Source organism: Novosphingobium sp. fls2-241-R2A-195, assembly GCF_030209485.1.
In the GTDB taxonomy this organism is placed as follows: Bacteria; Pseudomonadota; Alphaproteobacteria; order Sphingomonadales; family Sphingomonadaceae; genus Novosphingobium; species Novosphingobium resinovorum.
In genome coordinates this window covers 165449-182256 of sequence record NZ_JARVRY010000027.1, presented here as the reverse complement: position 1 = coordinate 182256, position 16808 = coordinate 165449, and the positions used below count along the sequence as shown (strand labels likewise).

21 protein-coding genes and 1 tRNA gene are annotated in these 16808 nt (G+C 67.4%); 13 read left to right on the top strand and 9 right to left on the bottom strand.

The annotated features are described in order from the left end of the window. The 5 genes from QRN25_RS20725 to hisB form a co-directional block, all read right to left on the bottom strand. Positions 1-243: a hypothetical protein gene (locus QRN25_RS20725; protein WP_008831785.1), complete on the bottom strand. Its 243-nt coding sequence runs from the start codon at positions 241-243 to the stop codon at positions 1-3. Then, positions 240-971, bottom strand: coding sequence for a 1-(5-phosphoribosyl)-5-[(5-phosphoribosylamino)methylideneamino]imidazole-4-carboxamide isomerase (hisA, locus tag QRN25_RS20720; RefSeq protein WP_285021161.1), 732 nt, complete (start codon positions 969-971; stop codon positions 240-242). The genes QRN25_RS20725 and hisA overlap by 4 nt, the downstream gene beginning before the upstream one ends. A gap of 223 nt (positions 972-1194) precedes the next feature. Then, positions 1195-1818 carry an imidazole glycerol phosphate synthase subunit HisH gene (gene hisH, locus QRN25_RS20715; RefSeq protein WP_008831787.1) on the bottom strand — a complete coding sequence of 208 codons (624 nt, stop codon included), beginning with the start codon at positions 1816-1818 and terminating at the stop codon, positions 1195-1197. Further along, complete coding sequence (locus tag QRN25_RS20710; protein WP_285021160.1) at positions 1815-2111, bottom strand: YciI family protein; 297 nt, start codon at positions 2109-2111, stop codon at positions 1815-1817. The genes hisH and QRN25_RS20710 overlap by 4 nt, the downstream gene beginning before the upstream one ends. Continuing rightward, a complete protein-coding gene (hisB, locus tag QRN25_RS20705) occupies positions 2111-2713 on the bottom strand; it encodes an imidazoleglycerol-phosphate dehydratase HisB (RefSeq protein WP_008831789.1) in 603 nt (200 codons plus the stop codon). The genes QRN25_RS20710 and hisB overlap by 1 nt, the downstream gene beginning before the upstream one ends. Positions 2714-2897: 184 nt before the next feature. Here hisB and QRN25_RS20700 point away from each other — a divergent pair, with 184 nt between their 5' ends. The 8 genes from QRN25_RS20700 to QRN25_RS20665 all read left to right on the top strand — a co-directional run bounded on the left by QRN25_RS20700 (position 2898) and on the right by QRN25_RS20665 (position 6877). After that, complete coding sequence (locus QRN25_RS20700; RefSeq protein ID WP_008831790.1) at positions 2898-3392, top strand: SspB family protein; 495 nt, start codon at positions 2898-2900, stop codon at positions 3390-3392. Positions 3393-3422: 30 nt separating this feature from the next. Further along, positions 3423-3857, top strand: a complete 435-nt coding sequence (locus tag QRN25_RS20695) for a hypothetical protein (protein WP_285021158.1) — start codon at positions 3423-3425, stop codon at positions 3855-3857. A 139-nt stretch (positions 3858-3996) separates the two neighbouring features. Next, entirely contained in the window at positions 3997-4662 is a 666-nt protein-coding gene (gene gmk, locus QRN25_RS20690; protein WP_008831792.1) for a guanylate kinase, read from the top strand. Positions 4663-4763: 101 nt separating this feature from the next. Beyond that, the gene (gene dapD, locus QRN25_RS20685) at positions 4764-5609 is read left to right on the top strand and encodes a 2,3,4,5-tetrahydropyridine-2,6-dicarboxylate N-succinyltransferase (protein WP_008831793.1); all 846 of its coding nucleotides are present in this window, start codon (positions 4764-4766) and stop codon (positions 5607-5609) included. Between the two features lie 94 nt (positions 5610-5703). After that, positions 5704-5919 (top strand): hypothetical protein, encoded by a 216-nt coding sequence (locus tag QRN25_RS20680; RefSeq protein WP_285021156.1) that lies wholly within the window; start codon positions 5704-5706, stop codon positions 5917-5919. Further along, a complete protein-coding gene (locus QRN25_RS20675; protein ID WP_285021154.1) occupies positions 5916-6134 on the top strand; it encodes a hypervirulence associated TUDOR domain-containing protein in 219 nt (72 codons plus the stop codon). Before QRN25_RS20680 ends, QRN25_RS20675 begins: the two co-directional genes overlap by 4 nt. After that, on the top strand, positions 6131-6577 hold the full coding sequence (locus QRN25_RS20670) for a DUF1810 domain-containing protein (protein ID WP_285021153.1): 447 nt from the start codon (positions 6131-6133) through the stop codon (positions 6575-6577). Before QRN25_RS20675 ends, QRN25_RS20670 begins: the two co-directional genes overlap by 4 nt. A gap of 99 nt (positions 6578-6676) precedes the next feature. Beyond that, the gene (locus QRN25_RS20665) at positions 6677-6877 is read left to right on the top strand and encodes a hypothetical protein (RefSeq protein WP_008831797.1); all 201 of its coding nucleotides are present in this window, start codon (positions 6677-6679) and stop codon (positions 6875-6877) included. A gap of 243 nt (positions 6878-7120) precedes the next feature. Here the strand turns inward: QRN25_RS20665 and QRN25_RS20660 are convergent, their stop codons facing one another. Then, positions 7121-7984, bottom strand: a complete 864-nt coding sequence (locus QRN25_RS20660; RefSeq protein ID WP_285021151.1) for a TIGR03620 family F420-dependent LLM class oxidoreductase — start codon at positions 7982-7984, stop codon at positions 7121-7123. Positions 7985-8153: 169 nt separating this feature from the next. Between QRN25_RS20660 and QRN25_RS20655 the strand changes: the two genes are divergently transcribed. Further along, entirely contained in the window at positions 8154-9734 is a 1581-nt protein-coding gene (locus tag QRN25_RS20655; RefSeq protein WP_285021149.1) for a GMC family oxidoreductase, read from the top strand. Between the two features lie 32 nt (positions 9735-9766). Here QRN25_RS20655 and QRN25_RS20650 read toward each other — a convergent pair whose 3' ends face one another. Beyond that, a complete protein-coding gene (locus tag QRN25_RS20650) occupies positions 9767-10579 on the bottom strand; it encodes a sugar phosphate isomerase/epimerase family protein (protein WP_285021147.1) in 813 nt (270 codons plus the stop codon). Positions 10580-10662: 83 nt separating this feature from the next. Then, positions 10663-11106 carry a hypothetical protein gene (locus QRN25_RS20645; protein ID WP_285021145.1) on the bottom strand — a complete coding sequence of 148 codons (444 nt, stop codon included), beginning with the start codon at positions 11104-11106 and terminating at the stop codon, positions 10663-10665. Positions 11107-11188: 82 nt separating this feature from the next. On the opposite strand from QRN25_RS20645, the gene QRN25_RS20640 reads away from it, so the two are divergent. From QRN25_RS20640 to QRN25_RS20625, 4 genes are all read left to right on the top strand, one after another. After that, positions 11189-12508 (top strand): replication-associated recombination protein A, encoded by a 1320-nt coding sequence (locus QRN25_RS20640; RefSeq protein WP_285021144.1) that lies wholly within the window; start codon positions 11189-11191, stop codon positions 12506-12508. A gap of 202 nt (positions 12509-12710) precedes the next feature. Next, positions 12711-13595, top strand: a complete 885-nt coding sequence (locus tag QRN25_RS20635; protein ID WP_285021143.1) for a hypothetical protein — start codon at positions 12711-12713, stop codon at positions 13593-13595. Between the two features lie 38 nt (positions 13596-13633). Beyond that, on the top strand, positions 13634-15379 hold the full coding sequence (locus QRN25_RS20630) for a DUF885 domain-containing protein (RefSeq protein ID WP_285021141.1): 1746 nt from the start codon (positions 13634-13636) through the stop codon (positions 15377-15379). A 64-nt stretch (positions 15380-15443) separates the two neighbouring features. Then, positions 15444-15519: transfer RNA gene (locus tag QRN25_RS20625), tRNA-Thr, on the top strand. Positions 15520-15527: 8 nt separating this feature from the next. Here QRN25_RS20625 and QRN25_RS20620 read toward each other — a convergent pair. Beyond that, entirely contained in the window at positions 15528-16808 is a 1281-nt protein-coding gene (locus tag QRN25_RS20620) for a spinster family MFS transporter (RefSeq protein WP_502910485.1), read from the bottom strand.

Below are 16808 nucleotides of genomic sequence, written 5' to 3'. Positions count from 1 at the left end.
TTACTCCGGCTTGAAGAACAGCAGCACGGCAAAGATCGCCACAACTCCACACAAAGCGACATTGAACGCCGTGTAGAGCGCAAACTTGCGCGGATCGGCGGCTTTTGTCGTCAAAATCGGATTACGCGCACGGCTGAACAGCATCAACCGCGCCTTGCCCTCGCGCCAGTCGCGAAACGCGAAGATCGCGGCCGGCACGAAGATGACGAACGCCAGTACCGCCATGAGGCGATTTTCGTTCACCCCTCGCGCTCCGCAAACTGGATCGCGGCGGCGAGGTCGAGGCGGCCGTCGTAGAGCGCGCGGCCGGTAATGACGCCCTCGATCCCGTCCTTGGCGTGGAGCGCCAGCAGGCGGATATCGTCGAGCCCCTTCACGCCGCCCGATGCGATCACCGGCAGGTCGGTGCGGCGGGCGAGATCGACGGTGGCGTCGATGTTGACGCCCTTGAGCAGACCGTCACGGCCGATGTCGGTGAACAGCAGGCTGGCAACGCCCGCGTCCTCGAACCGGCGCGCCATGTCGACGATCGAGACGTCGGAGACTTCGGCCCAGCCCTCGGTCGCGACCATGCCGTCGCGCGCGTCCACCGCGACGACGATGCCGCCGGGGAACTCCTTCGCCATGTCCTTGACGAACTGCGGGTCCTTGAGTGCAGCGGTGCCCATGACGACGCGGCTGACGCCAAGGTCGAACCAGCCTGCCACGGCCTCGGGCGTGCGGATGCCGCCGCCGAGCTGGACGTGGCCGGGGAACACTTCGAGGATAGCTTCCACCGCCTCGCGGTTCTCGGCGCGGCCCGCGAAGGAGCCGTCGAGATCGACGACGTGGAGGTACTGCGATCCGGCCTCGGCGAACAGCATCGCCTGCGCGGCGGGGTTGTCGCCGTAGACGGTGGCGCGGTCCATGTCGCCTTCGGCAAGGCGTACGACCTGCCCTTGCTTGAGGTCGATGGCGGGGAAGACAATCATGATGCGGTCCTGAGGGTCTGAGGGCAGCGTATGGGCTTCGACAAGCTCAGCCTGAGCGGGGTTGGCACGGTTGTTATACCACCCCCGTCATTGCGAGCGCAGCGAAGCAATCCAGGGCGGTTTGCCCGGCCCTGGATTGCTTCGCTGCGCTCGCAATGACGAACGGGGTGGCGTGATATCTTGCATGAAAGCGCATTCCCGACCGCCCCCCGATAGAGGTGCGTCACGGCTTCCATTCCAGGAACCGCGCCAGCAGCGACAGCCCGTAGCCCTGGCTCTTTTCCGGATGGAACTGCACGCCAACGACATTGTCCTTGGCCACCGCCGCGACAAGACCGCCGCCGTGGTCGGTCATCGCAGCAACGGTCGCGCCGTCATCGGGCTGGAAGTGATACGAGTGCAGGAAGTACGCCTCACCCGGATCGATCAGGCCCTGCGCCGGATCCTTGCGGCCGAGGTTCACGTCGTTCCAGCCCATGTGCGGGATCTTGATCTCGGGATCGGTGCGCTCGATGCGCTGCACCTGCCCCTCGATCCAGTCGAGGCCACGCGTCACGCCATGCTCCAGCCCGCGCGTGGCGAGAAGCTGCATGCCCACGCAAATGCCGAGGAACGGCGCCCCGCCGACATGGACACGCTCGGTCATCGCCTCGACCATGCCGTGAATGCCCCACAAGCCCTCCGCGCAGGCGCGAAACGAGCCTACGCCCGGCAGGACGATGCGGTCGGCCGCGCGCACGACGTCGGGGTTCGCGGTGATCGCCACGTCCTCGGCGCCCGCCGCTCGCAGCGCATTGGCGACCGAGTGCAGGTTGCCCGCGCCGTAGTCGATCAGCGCGAGGGTCATTGCGCCAGAGCCTCCAGCCCTTCGCCGAGGAAGGTCGGCACCCATTCGATCACGTCCACTTTCGCCACGCCGCCCGCGATGAACGGATCGGTGGCCGCCAATGCCTCGACGGCTTCGCGGCTCTCGCCCTTCGCGATGATCGCCCCGCCTTCGCGCGGGACCTTGCGGCCCCAGGCGAGGAAGTGCCCCTTCCCGCGCCCGGCTTCCAGCCATGCGAGGTGATCGACCAGCAGGGCATCCACCTCGGCAATGTCGGTGGTGACGTAAGTGAGGTTGAGGATGAAGATCGCCATCAGAGGCTCGCCTGCCCGAGGATGCCCTTGGTCGAGGGGATCGCCCCGCCCTTGCGCGGATCGAGTTCCACCGCGCTGCGCATGGCGCGGGCGAAGCCCTTGAAGATGCCTTCGCAGATGTGGTGGTTGTTCGAACCGTAGAGCAGCTCGATGTGCAGGGTGATGCCCACCGCCTGCGCGATCGAGTGGAACCAGTGCTCGACCATCTCGGTATCGAACTCGCCCAGCTTGTCCTGCGTGAAAGCAGCCTTCCACACGAGGTAGGGGCGGCCCGAAATGTCGAGCGACACGCGGCTCAGCGCCTCGTCCATCGGCGAGTTCACGTCGCCGTAGCGGCCGATGCCCGCCTTGTCGCCCAGCGCCTGGGTGATGGCCTGCCCGATGGCGATGGCGCTGTCCTCGGTCGTGTGGTGCTGGTCGACATGGAGGTCGCCCTTGATGTGGCACTTGATGTCGATCAGCGAGTGGCGGCTGAACTGCTCGATCATGTGGTCGAGAAAGCCGATGCCGGTGGACACGTCATAGGCCCCGGTGCCGTCGAGGTTGACCTCCACGGCGATGTCGGTCTCATGGGTCTTGCGGATGATCGAGGCGGTACGCATGGCCCGTGCCTATATACCTGTACGCGCCGGAATCAATTCGGTCGCGGCACAAGAATGCGCGTCGGGCGTTTATATAGCAATCTTCGGTCGCAAGTGCTTCGAGCTAGGGAAAACCCGGCCCGACATGTTATTTTACGCTCGAACACGCTTGACCGGCCGGAGAACCATGAGCACGTAGGGCGCGATGAACGATACCACAGACAGCCTGATCCCTTACGACGAGATCGTGCAGGAGGCCCTGCGCGCCGTCGTCGGCCGTGTTCTCGGCCAGGTCGAAAGCTCCGGCGGCGTGCTTCCGGGCGGCCACCACTTCTACATCACCTTCAAGACCGGCGCTCCCGGGGTCAGCATCCCCGCCGACTTGCGTGCCCGGTTCCCGGACGAGATGACGATCGTGCTCCAGAACAAGTTCTGGGATCTGGGCGTCTCGGAGAACGGCTTCACCGTCAGCCTCTCGTTCAACGCGATGCCCGCCAAGCTGGACATTCCCTTCTCGGCGATCACCGCCTTCGTCGATCCGGCGGTGGACTTCGGCCTGCAGTTCCAGGCCATGGTCGATGACGAGGCCGACGAGCCCGCCCCGGCCGAGAACGATGCGGAACGCGATGTGGCGTCGCGCATTACTCCCAGCGAAGACGGCTCGAACGTCGTCTCGGTGGATTTCGGCAAGAAGAAGTAACCGGGCTCGCCCGGTAGAGCAGGGCGAAAAATGGCAACGGTTCTGAAAGATAGCGCCAGGAAGGCCGCCAGCGTCGTCGCGGCCCCCGCCAAGGGGCTGAAGACGCTGGCCGACAACGGCGGGGAACTCCACGGGCCGAGCCCGAACCCCGCCACCAACCTCATCATCGCCGACATCGCCCTGCGCACCGCGACCACCATCATGCGCCGCAGCGTGGAACGCGGCGTGCTGGGCGCCAGCTATTCTCCCAAGAAGGCCAAGTCGATCCTCAAGGGGCGCACCATGGCCGAAACGCTGCTGCACGGCGCGCTGGCCCGAGTCGCGCTGGGATCGGTGCCGGGGGCCGTGGTCATCGGTGGAGTGCTGGTGGCCAAGACGCTCTACGATCGCAGCCGCGCCCGGCAGGCGCGCGCCGAGGGCGCCGCGCAGTTGCAGGACATGGCCGAGGACGGGGCGGAGGAATAAACCGCATCGTCATTGCGAGCGCAGCGAAGCAATCCAGGGCCGCATAAACCGCCCTGGATTGCTTCGCTGCGCTCGCAATGACGAAGGATTGGATCAGGTTCCGCCTTGATTCCCGCGCCAACCATCGGCATCGGGGGCCATGGTCCAGTCCACTCCTTCTCCCGACACCACCGGCACGCTCGCGCGTCGCGGTCTTATGTTCATCCTGTCCTCCCCCTCGGGCGCGGGCAAGACGACGATCGCGCGCATGCTGCTGGAGCACGATCCGCAATTGCGCAACTCGGTGTCTTGCACCACCCGCCAGCCCCGCCCCGGCGAGATCGACGGCGAGCACTACCACTTCATCACGCACGAGCAGTTCGACGCCATGGTCGAGGCGGGCGAGTTCCTGGAGTGGGCCACCGTCTTCGGCCAGAGCTACGGCACCCCCAAGGCGCAAGTGAAGGCAGGCCTCAAGGACGGCGTCGACTACATGTTCGACATCGACTGGCAGGGCACCCAGCAGCTTTACCAGAAGCTGGAGCGCGACGTCGTCCGCGTGTTCCTGCTCCCCCCCAGCATCGAGGAACTGCGCCGCCGCCTGACCGGCCGCGGCACGGACAGCGCCGAAGTGATTCACGGCCGCATGGAGCGCGCGCGCTCGGAGATCAGCCACTGGGACGGTTATGATTATGTCGTGGTCAACGACGACATCGCCAGCTGCTTCGAGGAAGTGAAGAAGATCCTTCACGCCGAACGCCTGCGCCGCGCAAGGCAGACGGGGCTGATCGGGTTCGTACGGGAACTGATGCAGCCGGACGATTGAGGAAACAACAGTCGTCGTCCCGGACGACGATAACCTTGCCCCGCGCCCCAACTCCCTCTAGGCCGCGCCGCGACAGTTTCATCCCTTCCGGAGACCAGCCAATGTCCAACCTCAATTCTGGCCTCGCCGCCCAGATCGAAGCCGCGTTCGACGCACGCGACACCGTCACCCCCGCGAGCGCGGATGTGCGCAAGATCGTCGACGAGGCGCTGGAACTGCTCGATTCGGGCCAGGCCCGCGTCGCCGAGAAGGTGGACGGTGAGTGGGTCGTCAACCAGTGGCTCAAGAAGGCGGTGCTGCTCTCGTTCCGCCTGAACGACAACGCCGTGGTCGAATACGGCGCGGCGGGCGCCCCGGCCTACGACAAGGTGCCGCTCAAGTTCGCAGGCTGGGACGATGCCCGCTTCAAGGCGGCAGGCGTGCGCGTGGTCCCCGGCGCCGTGGTGCGCCGCAGCGCCCACATCTCGAAGGGCGTGGTCCTCATGCCGTCGTTCGTCAACCTCGGCGCCTACGTCGGCGAAGGCACCATGGTCGATACCTGGGCGACCGTCGGTTCGTGCGCGCAGATCGGAAAGAACGTCCACATCTCGGGCGGCGCGGGCATCGGCGGCGTGCTTGAGCCGCTGCAGGCCGGCCCGGTCATCATCGAGGACGGCGCCTTCATCGGCGCCCGTTCGGAAGTGGCCGAGGGCGTGATCGTGGGCGAAGGCGCGGTGCTGTCGATGGGTGTGTTCATCGGCGCCTCGACCAAGATCGTCGACCGTGCGACCGGCGAAGTCCACATCGGCCGCGTGCCGCCTTACGCCGTCGTCGTCCCCGGCGCGATGCCCGGCAAGCCGCTGCCCGACGGCACCCCCGGCCCGTCGCTGTACTGCGCCGTGATCGTCAAGACCGTGGACGCGCAGACCCGCTCGAAGACCGGCATCAACGAACTCCTGCGCGACTAAGCCGCGCAGACGCGGGACGGGCGGCGGAACATTCGCCCGTCCCGGCGTGTTGACGAAGGAAACGGGCCGCAACCGGCCGCCTTCGGAGCACGCCATGGAAACCCGAGGACAGGAAGTCCATCTCGACAAAGAGGAAGCCCGCGGTGGCGAGACGTCCGGCGTCGTGCGCTACGTCCTGCTCATCAGCCTCGCCCTCGTCATCATCGCGCTTTCGGCCATCTGGATCACTGGCGCGCTGACCACGCCAGAGACCAGCGGCCACGCCGATACCGAAAAGGCAGTGGCGCAGCAGCAAGACCAGCCGCAGTGACCGCCACCTTCCGCAAGGGAGCACAGGTCAGCTGGAATTGGGGCACCGGCACCGCTACCGGCCACATCGCCGAACGTTTCGAACGCCGCGTCAGCCGCACGATCGAAGGCAAGCGCATCGTGCGAGTCGGAACGCCTGAAAACCCCGCATACCTTGTCGAGCAGCCTGACGGCGGCCGCGCCCTCAAGCGCGGGTCCGAACTGCACCACGCATGATGGACCTGGAGCGCTTCGTCACCGCGCAGGACGCCATCTTCGGCGAAGTGCGCACCGAACTCGCCCATGGCGAGAAGCGTACGCACTGGATGTGGTTCGTGTTTCCGCAAGTCGCCGGGCTCGGCTCCAGCCCGATGGCACGACGCTATGCCGTGGAAACGCTCGACGAAGCGCGGCGCTACCTGAACCATCCCATGCTGCGCCCAAGGCTAGACGAAGTAACGCGCCTGATGCTGGGCTGGGCGGGACGGCGCAGCGCCACGGGCATCCTCGGCGCGGTCGATGCGATGAAGTTCGCCAGTTCGATGACGCTGTTCGAGCTTGCCGCCATGGGCTCCGATAGCGCCGGACAATTCGCTCACGCGCTCGATGCCTTCTGCCAGGGGCGAAGGGACGAACGCACTCTGCAACTGCTGCACCTCACATCCCATCACGCAAGTTGAACGCTGGGGAACTTTCCCGCGCCCATCCTCGTTCCATCAGACGGCCCGAATCGATAATGCGGCCATAAAGGCCACCGTCGGGTCGACGGGAGAGCAGTCATGTATCGTTCCGGTGACGAAGTTCATCTCGACGATGACGAAGCACGCGGGGGCTCTACGCCGCATATCGTTCGCTATGTGCTGATCGTCAGCCTGGTGCTGGTGGTACTGGCGATGTCGACCATTTGGATCGCCCGTGCCTTGTCCGACCGGCCAAGCAGCACGCCGGTGACTGCGGAACAGCACGCGCTGGGAAGCTGACGACAGGCTTGGGAAGAGTGACGAGAAATGCCAGGAGCCGTCGTCGAAGGCGGTAATCGAACGTGCCCGAAAGCAGCGTTCCCACCCCGGATTCGGACCATTCGCCCCCCGACGATCGGTCCATCCGGCTCGCCGGCGGCTCCTGTCAATCCGGTGGCCGAAACCACCGTCTCCTGTGCCAACAGGGATTAGGCACAATCCGTTGCCAACTCGTTAACAGCGCGCTTACCTTGCGGGCGAAATTCAAGCCAGCGCCTCTGCCAGCTCGCGCCATTGCGGCAGCAGCTGGTCGAAGCTGCCGCCCCTCGGCCCGGCGATGACCTGAAGACAGACGTGGTCGGCTCCCGCATCGAGGTGCGCCGCGACCCGCCGCGCCGCCGCCTCCACCCCGCCGATCGCGAAAAGGGCATCGAGCAGGTGGTCGTCCAGCGCCTCGATCTCCCCTTCGCTGAAGCCCAGTCGCACCCAGTTGTTGCGATAGTTGGGAAGCCGTCGATAGTGCTCCAACGCCGCCACCGCCAATTCGCGGGCCTTAGCCGGATCGGCTTCCAGCACCACGCCCTGTTCGGGCGCCAGCAGAGGTTCCGGGCCGAGTATCGCGCGGGCGCGGCGCGAGTGCTCGGGCGTCGCCAGATAGGGATGCGCCCCGGCGGTCCGCTCGCCCGAAAGCGTCACCATCTTCGGCCCCAGTGCGGCAAGGCACAGGTTATCGCGCGGCATCCCGGCGGCGGCGAGCCGGTCGAGGAAGGCGGCCGTCACCTCCAGAGGCTTGCCCCAGGACTCGCCGATGAGCGGGCCATGGCTGATGCCGAGGCCGATCAGCGTACGCGCCCGCCACTCCTGCGGCAGCGCGAGGAACCAGGCCGCCAGTTCCTCCGGATCGTGCTTCCAGATGTTGAGGATGCCGGTGGCGATGGTCATGCGCGAGGTCACTGCCAGCAGCCGCTCGACGTCGGCCGGGGCACCGTCGTCGATGCCGCCGGGAATCCACAGCGCACCATAACCCAGCGCATCGAGCTGCGCCGCCGCCGCGCTCGACTGGGCCTTGTCGCCGAAGCGCATCTCCATCGACCATATGCCCAGCCTGCCGATCACGGGTCTCGCCATGGTGCTTTTCTCCTCGTCTCCTGCGGTCATGGTGGGTTCGCCCGCCCTCTCCGGCAAGATTCTTGGCCGGAATCCAAGCCGGCATCGCCCCGGCGTGCAATGATCCACGGCATTCACCTGTCCAAAGCGCGTGCTTGATCGCGCCCCAATCACGGCATAGCCCTGCAGGATGGGAGAGTTCGACTATATCATCGTCGGCGGGGGCAGCGCGGGCTGCGTCCTCGCCAACCGGCTGAGTGCCAACCCGGAGACACGCGTGCTGCTGCTGGAGGCGGGCGGCAAGGACGACTACATCTGGATCCGGGTGCCGGTGGGCTATCTCTACTGCATCGGCAACCCGCGCACCGACTGGTGCATGTCCACCGAAGCGGAGGAAGGGCTCGGCGGCCGTGCGCTCAAGTATCCGCGCGGACGCGTGCTGGGCGGCTGCTCGTCGATCAACGGCATGATCTACATGCGCGGACAGGCCGCCGACTACGACGGCTGGCGGCAGGCGGGCAACCTCGGCTGGGGCTGGGACGACGTGCTGCCCTACTTCACCCGCGCCGAAGACCATTACGAGGGCGCCAGCCCGTTCCACGGCGGCGGCGGCGAGATCCGGGTCGAGAAGCAGCGCCTGCGCTGGGACATCCTCGAAGCCTTCCGCGACGCTTGCGGACAACACGGCATCCCGCATTCCACCGACTTCAACACCGGCGACAACGAGGGCGCGGGCTTCTTCCAGGTGACCCAGCGGGGCGGCTGGCGCTGGAGCGCGGCCGACGCTTTCCTCAAGCCGGTCCGCTCGCGCAGCAATCTGAAGGTCGAGACCGGCGCGGTGGTGGACCGGGTGATCGTCGAGGCGGGCCGCGCGGTCGGCGTCGCCTACTCTGTCGGCAACCAGCAGCGCGTGGCGCTTACCCCCGGCGAAGTCGTGCTGGCGGCGGGCGCGATCGGCTCCCCGGCGATCCTCGAGCGCAGCGGCATCGGCGACGCGGCGCGGCTGGCGGACCTTGGCATCGCGCCGGTGCTCGACAGGCCGGAAGTTGGCGCCAACCTGCAGGACCACCTGCAACTGCGCTGCGCCTATCGCGTCTCGGGCGTGGCGACGCTCAATGCGCGGGCGAGCAACCTATTCGGCAAGGCGCTGATCGGCATGGAATATGCGCTGCGCCGGACGGGACCGATGGCGATGGCGCCCAGCCAGCTCGGCGTCTTCACCCGCAGCCATGCGCGCTATGCGACGCCGAACCTGGAGTACCACGTCCAGCCGCTGAGCCTTGCCGCCTTCGGGGGAGCGCTCGATCCGTTTCCGGCGTTCACCGCCAGCGTCTGCAACCTCAGGCCGGAAAGCCGGGGCAGCACCCGCATCACCGCCGCCGATCCCGCAGCCGCACCCTCGATCCGACCCAATTACCTCTCCGCCGAGGAAGACCGCCGCGTCGCCGCCGAGGCGATCCGCATCACGCGCGGCATCGTGTCGCAGCCCGCTCTGGCCCGTTACCGGCCCGAGGAAGTGCGCCCCGGCCCAGCGTTCGAGAGCGAGGAAGACCTGCAGCGCGCGGCGGCGGAGATCGGCACCACCATCTTCCACCCGGTCGGCACGGCGGCGATGGGCAGCGTGGTCGATAGCCGGTTGCGGGTGATCGGACTGGACGGTCTGCGCGTTATCGATGCCTCGGTGATGCCGAAGATCACTTCGGGCAACACCAATGCGCCGACGATGATGATCGCCGAAAAAGGCGCCGAAATGCTGCTGGATCGAACCTAGTTTCTCCCCGAGCTTGCTCGGGGAGGAATACGCTAGGCCAGAAACTCCCGCGTGCGCTTGACGATCTCGCCCACGTAGTCGCGCGCATCGCGACCGCTGGCGGCGGCGGCCATCAGCGGCACTTCCAGCCCCAGCACCTGCCCGCGCGGCAGGGCCTCGACGAATTCGCGCAAGGGCAGTTCCCCCTGCCCCGGGATCATGCGACCGCTCATCGCCTCGGTCATGTAATCGTCGTCGCCCTTGCGCGGCACGTCGCTCAGCTGGACATGCCCGATCAGCGCCGGGTCGAGCTGCGCCACCTGCCGCACCGTCCCGCCCGAGCGGAAGAAGTGCATCGTGTCGATCAGGACCGTGGCCTTACCTGCGCCGATGTATTCGACCGCCTCCAGCGCCTCCGGCAGCGAGCGGATGGTGAAGACCGGCGTGAACTCGATCGAGAACTCCATCCCGCGCTCGGCCGCCATCGTCGCCAGCGCGGCCAGCTGGTCGAAGGCCCGCGCGCGCTCCGCGCCCATGTCCACCGCGTTGACCCGCAGCGCGCCGAGATCGGCGAAGATGTCCATGTCGCCCGCCCGCTCGGCAGCGTCCAGTTCCGCGGACACGCCGAGGCCCTCGGCGATGCTGATGGCGATCCCGCGATCGGCGAGCACCGCCTTCAGTTCGCGCCGCAAGGCCGGATCCTCGCGCAGCGACCAGGGGGCATAGCCATGCGGGTTGAAGCGTTCGGGCAACTGGCTCAGGCCCATCGACACTGCCTTGCAGCCGAGGTCGGCGGCCAGGGTGACGTGCTCGACCGGGCCGAGCCCGAGCACCGTCAAAAGTTCGATACCCAGCGGATGTGGCATGGTCGTGATTCCCTCTCCCGTCGCCGCTGCCATACCGCGTGGACGGCGGGCAAGGAACGTCATTCCCGTGTCGGTCACTCAATTCAGTGAAGTACGCCTGCGCGCCGCTTGTCCCAGGCGAACCACAATAGCCCGAGTGCAATGACCCAGATGCAGGCCGTCATCGCCAGCATCCCCGGCGTGGTCATGCTTTCCGGCATCCCGGCGGAGAACTGCCAGGCCTGCGACACCGCCAGCCCGACCAGCGACACCGCGAAGGCAGGCACCGCCAAGCCCGACCGCGCGAGCAGCAGCAGGCTTCCCGCCAGCCCGCCCCACACGCCCAGTGCCCACGGCACCAGCGTCCAGCTTGGCGCGGAATCGAGCCAGTCGATGATCTCGGGCGGCACTTGCGAAAGATAAGTCGGATTGCGCGAAGCCGTCATCGTGAAGTCGAGGCAGCCGAACGCATTCCACAGCACCGCCAGCACCGCGATGAGCCAGAAGGTCCACCCCGGCCTCGTCACGTGTCTGTCCGTCGTAACCATCGCGCCTCTCCCTGCCGTGCCCGAGGATACTCCCGCGACGAGGCCGATGCAATTCGCGCCGCGAATGGCTAAGTACCCTTTCATGGCCGACCTTTTTGCCGATGACCTGCCGCCGTCGACCCCTGACGAACTGCGCGAGGACGCCCCCCTCGCCGACCGCCTGCGCCCGCGCGACCTGACCGAGGTTGTGGGGCAGGAGCACCTGACCGGCCCCGAAGGCGCGATCGGGCGCATGGTGGCGGCGGGGCGCCTCTCCTCGATGATACTGTGGGGGCCGCCCGGCACCGGCAAGACCAGCATCGCCCGCCTGCTCGCCGCCGCCGTGGGCATGCGCTTCGCCGCCGTTTCCGCCGTGTTCTCGGGCGTGGCGGACCTCAAGAAAGCCTTCGCCGAAGCCGACGTCGCCGCGAAGGCGGGCCAGCGCACCCTGCTGTTCGTGGACGAGATCCACCGCTTCAACCGCGCCCAGCAGGACGGCTTCCTGCCCTTCGTGGAGCGCGGCACCGTGACGCTGGTGGGCGCGACGACCGAGAACCCCAGCTTCGCCCTCAACGCCGCGCTGCTCAGCCGCGCGCAAGTGCTGATCCTCCACCGCCTCGACGCCGCCGCGCTGAATGCGTTGCTGGCCAAGGGCGAGGAGTTGGAAGGCCCGCTCCCCGTCACGCCCGAGGCGCGCGAGGCGCTGGTCGCCTCGGCCGACGGCGACGGGCGCTTCCTGCTCAACCAGGCCGAGACGCTCTATGCGGCGAAGATTCCGCAGGCGCTCGATCCGGCAGGGCTCGGCCAGTTCCTGCAGCGGCGCATGGCGGTCTACGACAAGGACCGCGACGGGCACTACAACCTCATCTCCGCGCTGCACAAATCGGTGCGCGGATCGGACCCGCAGGCCGCGCTCTACTACATGGCGCGAATGCTGACGGCGGGCGAGGAGCCGCTGTTCGTGCTGCGCCGTCTGGTCCGCATGGCCAGCGAGGACATCGGCATGGCCGACCCGCAGGCGCTGGTGCAATGCCTTGCCGCCAAGCAGGCGTACGAGTTCCTCGGCTCTCCGGAGGGCGAGCTGGCGATCGTGCAGGCGTGCATCTACGTGGCGACCGCGCCGAAATCGAACGCGGCCTACATGGCGTTCAAGTCCTCGTTCAAGGCCGCGCGGGAGACGGGTTCGGTCAGCCCGCCGCAGAACATTCTCAACGCGCCGACCAAGCTGATGAAGGACATCGGCTACGGCAAGGACTACGCCTACGACCACGATGCGCCCGACGCCTTCTCCGGCGACGACTACTGGCCCGAGGAAATGGGGCCGCAGGTCTATTACGAGCCGGTGGAACGCGGCTTCGAGCGCGAGGTGAAGAAGCGCCTCGAATGGTGGGACAAGAAGCGCGCCGAGCGGCGGGCGGAGTGACCTCGCGACCAATACCTCGTCACCCTGAACTTGTTTCAGGGTCCATTTCGCCGCCGATACAGCGCCGTGATTCCGTAAACCGCCAGTGCCGCTGGTGACCTGCACTGGCAACCGCGGCTGCCCGATGGACCCTGAAACAAGTTCAGGGTGACGACATGGTGGATGCCATGCCATCGCCTCGCATTCCCGGTCAGGATAACCCATGCACTTCCGCCACTTCATCGCCATCGACTGGTCCGGCGCGCTGGGCGAGCGCCAGAAAGGCATCGCCGTCGCCCTGTGCGAAAGCGGCGACGCCCCGCCCCGCCTGCTGCGCCCCGCCGCCCACGCCGCATGGTCCCGCGCCGACGTGCTCGACCTGCTGCTGGGCCACTTGCCGCAAGACACGCTCGTCGGACTCGACCTCGGCATATCGCTGCCTTTCGTCGATGCTGGTGCGTTCTTCCCCGGCTGGGCGGACAGCCCTCCCGATGCCCGCGCGCTCTGGGCGCTGATCGACGCCATCTGCGCCAATGACCCGCACCTCTCGGCCGCCAGCTTCGTCGATCACATCAATCTCAGCGCCTACTTCCGCCGCCACGGCGGGCGTGAGGGCGCGCATTTCCACCTCCCCGGCGCGCTCCACAAGCGCGGCCGCATGCGCGTGACCGAGGAGGCGCAGGCCCGCGCCGGATGCCGCCCCTATTCCAACTTCAACCTCGTCGGTGCCGCACAGGTCGGCAAGTCCAGCCTCACCGGCATGCGCCTGCTTCACCGCCTGCAAGGCCGCGTGCCGGTCTGGCCAATTGATCCGCTCCCCGCGAGCGGCTCGGTGGTGACCGAAATCTACACCACCCTCGCTGCCGTGGAGGCCGGGCGCAGCGCAGGCCGCGCCAAGATGACCGACCACGCCGCGCTCGATGCGGCGCTCGAAACCCTGGGGTCACGGCCGACGCGCGTAGAAGGCCCGATCGACGACCACAGCGCCGACGCCCTCCTCACCGCCGCCTGGCTGCGCGTCGCGGCCTCGCGCGCGGACCTGTGGCAACCCGCTGAACTCACGCCGGAACTCGCCCGCACCGAGGGCTGGACCTTCGGCGCGCGCTGACGCACAACCGCTCCCATAAGCACAGGGAGCCTCCCCCAATGAAGTCCATCCTGCTGGCGGGCATCGCCTGTCTCACCCTTTCCGCCTGCGCCACGACGATGGCCGACGATCGCCGCGCCGACGCCGCCGTGGATGCCGCGCAAGTGGCAGAGCGAACCGCTCCCGCGGCAACGTGGAAGAGCTTCGTCGACGGCACCATCGAAGACTGGTTCGAAACCGACCCCGCCTTCGCGATCTACGAAGGCGCGCACCAGTACGACGGCAAGCTCCCCGACTGGAGCGACGCTGGGCTCAAGGCCCGCGCCGCGTTCCTGCACTCCGTCATCGACAAGGCGGGCCAGTTCACCGCCCTCTCCGACGCCGACCGCTTCGAACGCGACTATCTGGTGCAGGTCGCCAAGGGCCAGCTGTTCTGGTTGAAGGACGCCGACCAGCCGCACACCAATCCCGCCTACTACATCAACGGCGGCCTCGACCCGAACGTCTACGTCAGCCGCGACTATGCCGACAAGCCGACGCGGATGAAGGCGATGATCGCCTTCTTCAAGGCGGTGGCGGCGCAGGCCCCCAACATCCGCGCCAACCTGCCCGCCGCGATGCCCGCCAGCTTCATCAAGCTGGGCACCGACGGCTTCGGCGGCTTTGCCGACTACTACCGCGGCGATGCCCGCACCGCCTTCGCCGACGTCGCCGACCCGGCGCTGCAGGCCGAGTTCAAGGCGGCGTCCGAAGCCGCCGCCGTCGCCATGAAGGGCGTCGCCGACCAGGTCGCCAAGGCAACCCCAACGCAGGGCTTCGCGCTCGGCGCCGACAAGTTTGCGCGCATGGTGCTTGCGACCGAAGGCGTCGATGCCACGCTCGATACGCTGGAGGCGGCGGGCAAGGCCGACCTCCTGCGCAACCAGCAGGCGCTGAAGCTGGCCTGCGCGAAGTACACGCCGGGCAAGACCATCCAGCAGTGCTTCGACAAGATGCGCGCCGACAAGCCCAAGGACGGTCCCGTCGCCGAGGCCCGGCGCGAGATCCCGCAGCTCGCCGAGTTCGTGCGCAGCCACGACATCGCGACGATCCCCGGCACGAAAATGGCGATGGTCGAGGAAAGCCCGCCCTACAACCGCGCCAATTCGGCCTACATCGACCCGCCGGGGCCGCTGGAGAACGGCGGCTCGTCGATCTACTACATCTCGCCGCCAGACCCGGCGTGGTCGAAGCAGATGCAGATGGACTACATCCCCGGCAAGGCGGACCTGCTGTTCACCACCGTCCACGAGGTGATGCCGGGCCACTACCTGCAGTTCCTCCATTCGAACGCGGCGCCCTCGATCGTCGGCAAGCTGTTCGTCGGCTACGCCTTCGCCGAAGGCTGGGCGCACTATGCCGAGGAGATGATGCTGGAGGCAGGGCTCGGCGACGGCGACCCCGGCGTGCAGGTGGGCCAGATCTCCAACGCCCTGCTGCGCAACTGCCGCTATCTCTCGGCGATCGGCCTGCACGCGCGCGGGATGACGCAGGCGCAGTCGAAGACGATGTTCATGGAGCAGTGCTACCAGGACGCCGGCACCGCCGAACAGCAGGCCGCACGCGGCACGTACGATCCGGCCTATCTCAACTACACGCTGGGCAAGCTGATGATCCGCAAGCTGCGCGCCGACTGGACCGCGACGCGCGGCGGGCGCTCGGCCTGGAAGGCGTTCCACGACGAATTCCTGAGCCACGGCGGCCCGGCGATCCCGCTGCTGCGCCAGACGATGATGCAGGAGGCCGCCCCGCACGCGGTATTCTGATTATGGGCTTTACCGGCGCCCCCCGCTCGCGGTAAGGGCGCCGGACTTGCTTGATGAAGCAAGCGCCGGCTTAGCTCAGTTGGTAGAGCACCTGATTTGTAATCAGGGGGCCACGGGTTCGAATCCTGTAGCCGGCACCACCTTTCGCCTACTTTTCCGCCACCCACTCCCTGCGCAGGCCCGGCCCCGCCAGCGTCATCAGCAGCGCCGCCAGCAGGTAGAGCACCAGCGCGAACAGCATCGAATAGCGCAGCGATTCGGCACCCCACACCGGCGCCAGCGCCTTCGACAGCGCGCCCAGCGCATAGATGCCGCCGCCAAGGCCGATCAGGTTGTTGATCAGCAGGAACAACGCCGAGGCCGTCGCGCGGGCGGGCGGGTCGACGAGGTGCTGGATCGCGCCGGTCACCGGGCCGAGCCAGAAGTAGGCCAGCACCTGCGGGATCAGGAACAGCACGAAGGCGACCGGCACGCTGGTCGTCCAGATACCGCCCGCATAGAGCGGCACCGCCAGCACGAAGCCGATCGCGGGGACGCGGCCGTACCACGCGCGGTCGCCCTTCCCCAGCCGGTCCGCCAGCGCGCCGCCGGTCAGCACACCGACCGTACCACCCAGCAGCAATACCGCGCCGAAGAACCATGACGTCTCGACGAGGGTGAGGTGGAAGCTGCGCTGCAGCAGGCTCGGCAGCCAGAAGGCGACGCCGTAGCCGAGCATCGAGCTGGACGCCGCACCGAAGCTGAGGAACCAAAACGCCCGCTTGCGCGCCAGCGTGGCGAAGACCTCTGCGAAGCGCACGGTCGGCGCGGAGACAGGGCGCGGCTTGTCCTTCACCACCAGCTTGAACAGCGGCGCGATCAGGATGCCGCACAGGCCCACGATGAGGAACGCCGTGCGCCAGTCCACCGCCTGCGCCACGTAACCGCCCGCCATCACCCCCGCCGCAGAGCCGAGCGGAATACCCAGCGAATAGACCGAGAGCGCGAAGGCGCGGCGCTCGCTGGGGAAATGGTCGCCGATGACCGCATAGCTGGGTGCGACGCCGCCCGCTTCGCCCACGCCGACGCCGAGGCGGGCAAGGAAGATGTGCCAGAACCCCGTCGCCAGCGCGCAGGCGGAGGTGAACACGCTCCATACCACCAGCGACCCGGTGATGACCCAGGACCGGCTCGTGCGGTCGGCCACCCACGCCAGAGGCACGCCCAGCGTGGAATAGAGGATCGCGAAGGCCAGGCCGCCCAGCATGCCCATCTGCGCGTCATCGAGATCGAGGTCGGCCTGGATCGGTGCCGCGAGGATCGAGAGAATCTGCCGGTCGACGAAGTTGAACACATAGACCAGCAGGAGCATCGCCAGCACCAGTCGGGGCGACGTCCCTTGCGGGAGGTTAGCGGTCCGGGGTTCGTCGAAGACGGCGGTATCGCTCAT

What these genes read in the sequence shown, in the direction of transcription:
- hisA (WP_285021161.1), bottom strand. Translation starts at nt 971, where the DNA reads ATGATTGTCTTCCCCGCCATCGACCTCAAGCAAGGGCAGGTCGTACGC.
- hisH (WP_008831787.1), bottom strand. Translation starts at nt 1,818, where the DNA reads ATGACCCTCGCGCTGATCGACTACGGCGCGGGCAACCTGCACTCGGTC.
- QRN25_RS20710 (WP_285021160.1), bottom strand. Translation starts at nt 2,111, where the DNA reads ATGGCGATCTTCATCCTCAACCTCACTTACGTCACCACCGACATTGCC.
- hisB (WP_008831789.1), bottom strand. Translation starts at nt 2,713, where the DNA reads ATGCGTACCGCCTCGATCATCCGCAAGACCCATGAGACCGACATCGCC.
- QRN25_RS20700 (WP_008831790.1), top strand. Translation starts at nt 2,898, where the DNA reads ATGAACGATACCACAGACAGCCTGATCCCTTACGACGAGATCGTGCAG.
- QRN25_RS20695 (WP_285021158.1), top strand. Translation starts at nt 3,423, where the DNA reads ATGGCAACGGTTCTGAAAGATAGCGCCAGGAAGGCCGCCAGCGTCGTC.
- gmk (WP_008831792.1), top strand. Translation starts at nt 3,997, where the DNA reads ATGGTCCAGTCCACTCCTTCTCCCGACACCACCGGCACGCTCGCGCGT.
- dapD (WP_008831793.1), top strand. Translation starts at nt 4,764, where the DNA reads ATGTCCAACCTCAATTCTGGCCTCGCCGCCCAGATCGAAGCCGCGTTC.
- QRN25_RS20680 (WP_285021156.1), top strand. Translation starts at nt 5,704, where the DNA reads ATGGAAACCCGAGGACAGGAAGTCCATCTCGACAAAGAGGAAGCCCGC.
- QRN25_RS20670 (WP_285021153.1), top strand. Translation starts at nt 6,131, where the DNA reads ATGATGGACCTGGAGCGCTTCGTCACCGCGCAGGACGCCATCTTCGGC.
- QRN25_RS20665 (WP_008831797.1), top strand. Translation starts at nt 6,677, where the DNA reads ATGTATCGTTCCGGTGACGAAGTTCATCTCGACGATGACGAAGCACGC.
- QRN25_RS20660 (WP_285021151.1), bottom strand. Translation starts at nt 7,984, where the DNA reads ATGGCGAGACCCGTGATCGGCAGGCTGGGCATATGGTCGATGGAGATG.
- QRN25_RS20655 (WP_285021149.1), top strand. Translation starts at nt 8,154, where the DNA reads ATGGGAGAGTTCGACTATATCATCGTCGGCGGGGGCAGCGCGGGCTGC.
- QRN25_RS20650 (WP_285021147.1), bottom strand. Translation starts at nt 10,579, where the DNA reads ATGCCACATCCGCTGGGTATCGAACTTTTGACGGTGCTCGGGCTCGGC.
- QRN25_RS20645 (WP_285021145.1), bottom strand. Translation starts at nt 11,106, where the DNA reads ATGGTTACGACGGACAGACACGTGACGAGGCCGGGGTGGACCTTCTGG.
- QRN25_RS20640 (WP_285021144.1), top strand. Translation starts at nt 11,189, where the DNA reads ATGGCCGACCTTTTTGCCGATGACCTGCCGCCGTCGACCCCTGACGAA.
- QRN25_RS20635 (WP_285021143.1), top strand. Translation starts at nt 12,711, where the DNA reads ATGCACTTCCGCCACTTCATCGCCATCGACTGGTCCGGCGCGCTGGGC.
- QRN25_RS20630 (WP_285021141.1), top strand. Translation starts at nt 13,634, where the DNA reads ATGAAGTCCATCCTGCTGGCGGGCATCGCCTGTCTCACCCTTTCCGCC.
- QRN25_RS20620 (WP_502910485.1), bottom strand. Translation starts at nt 16,808, where the DNA reads ATGAGCGATACCGCCGTCTTCGACGAACCCCGGACCGCTAACCTCCCG.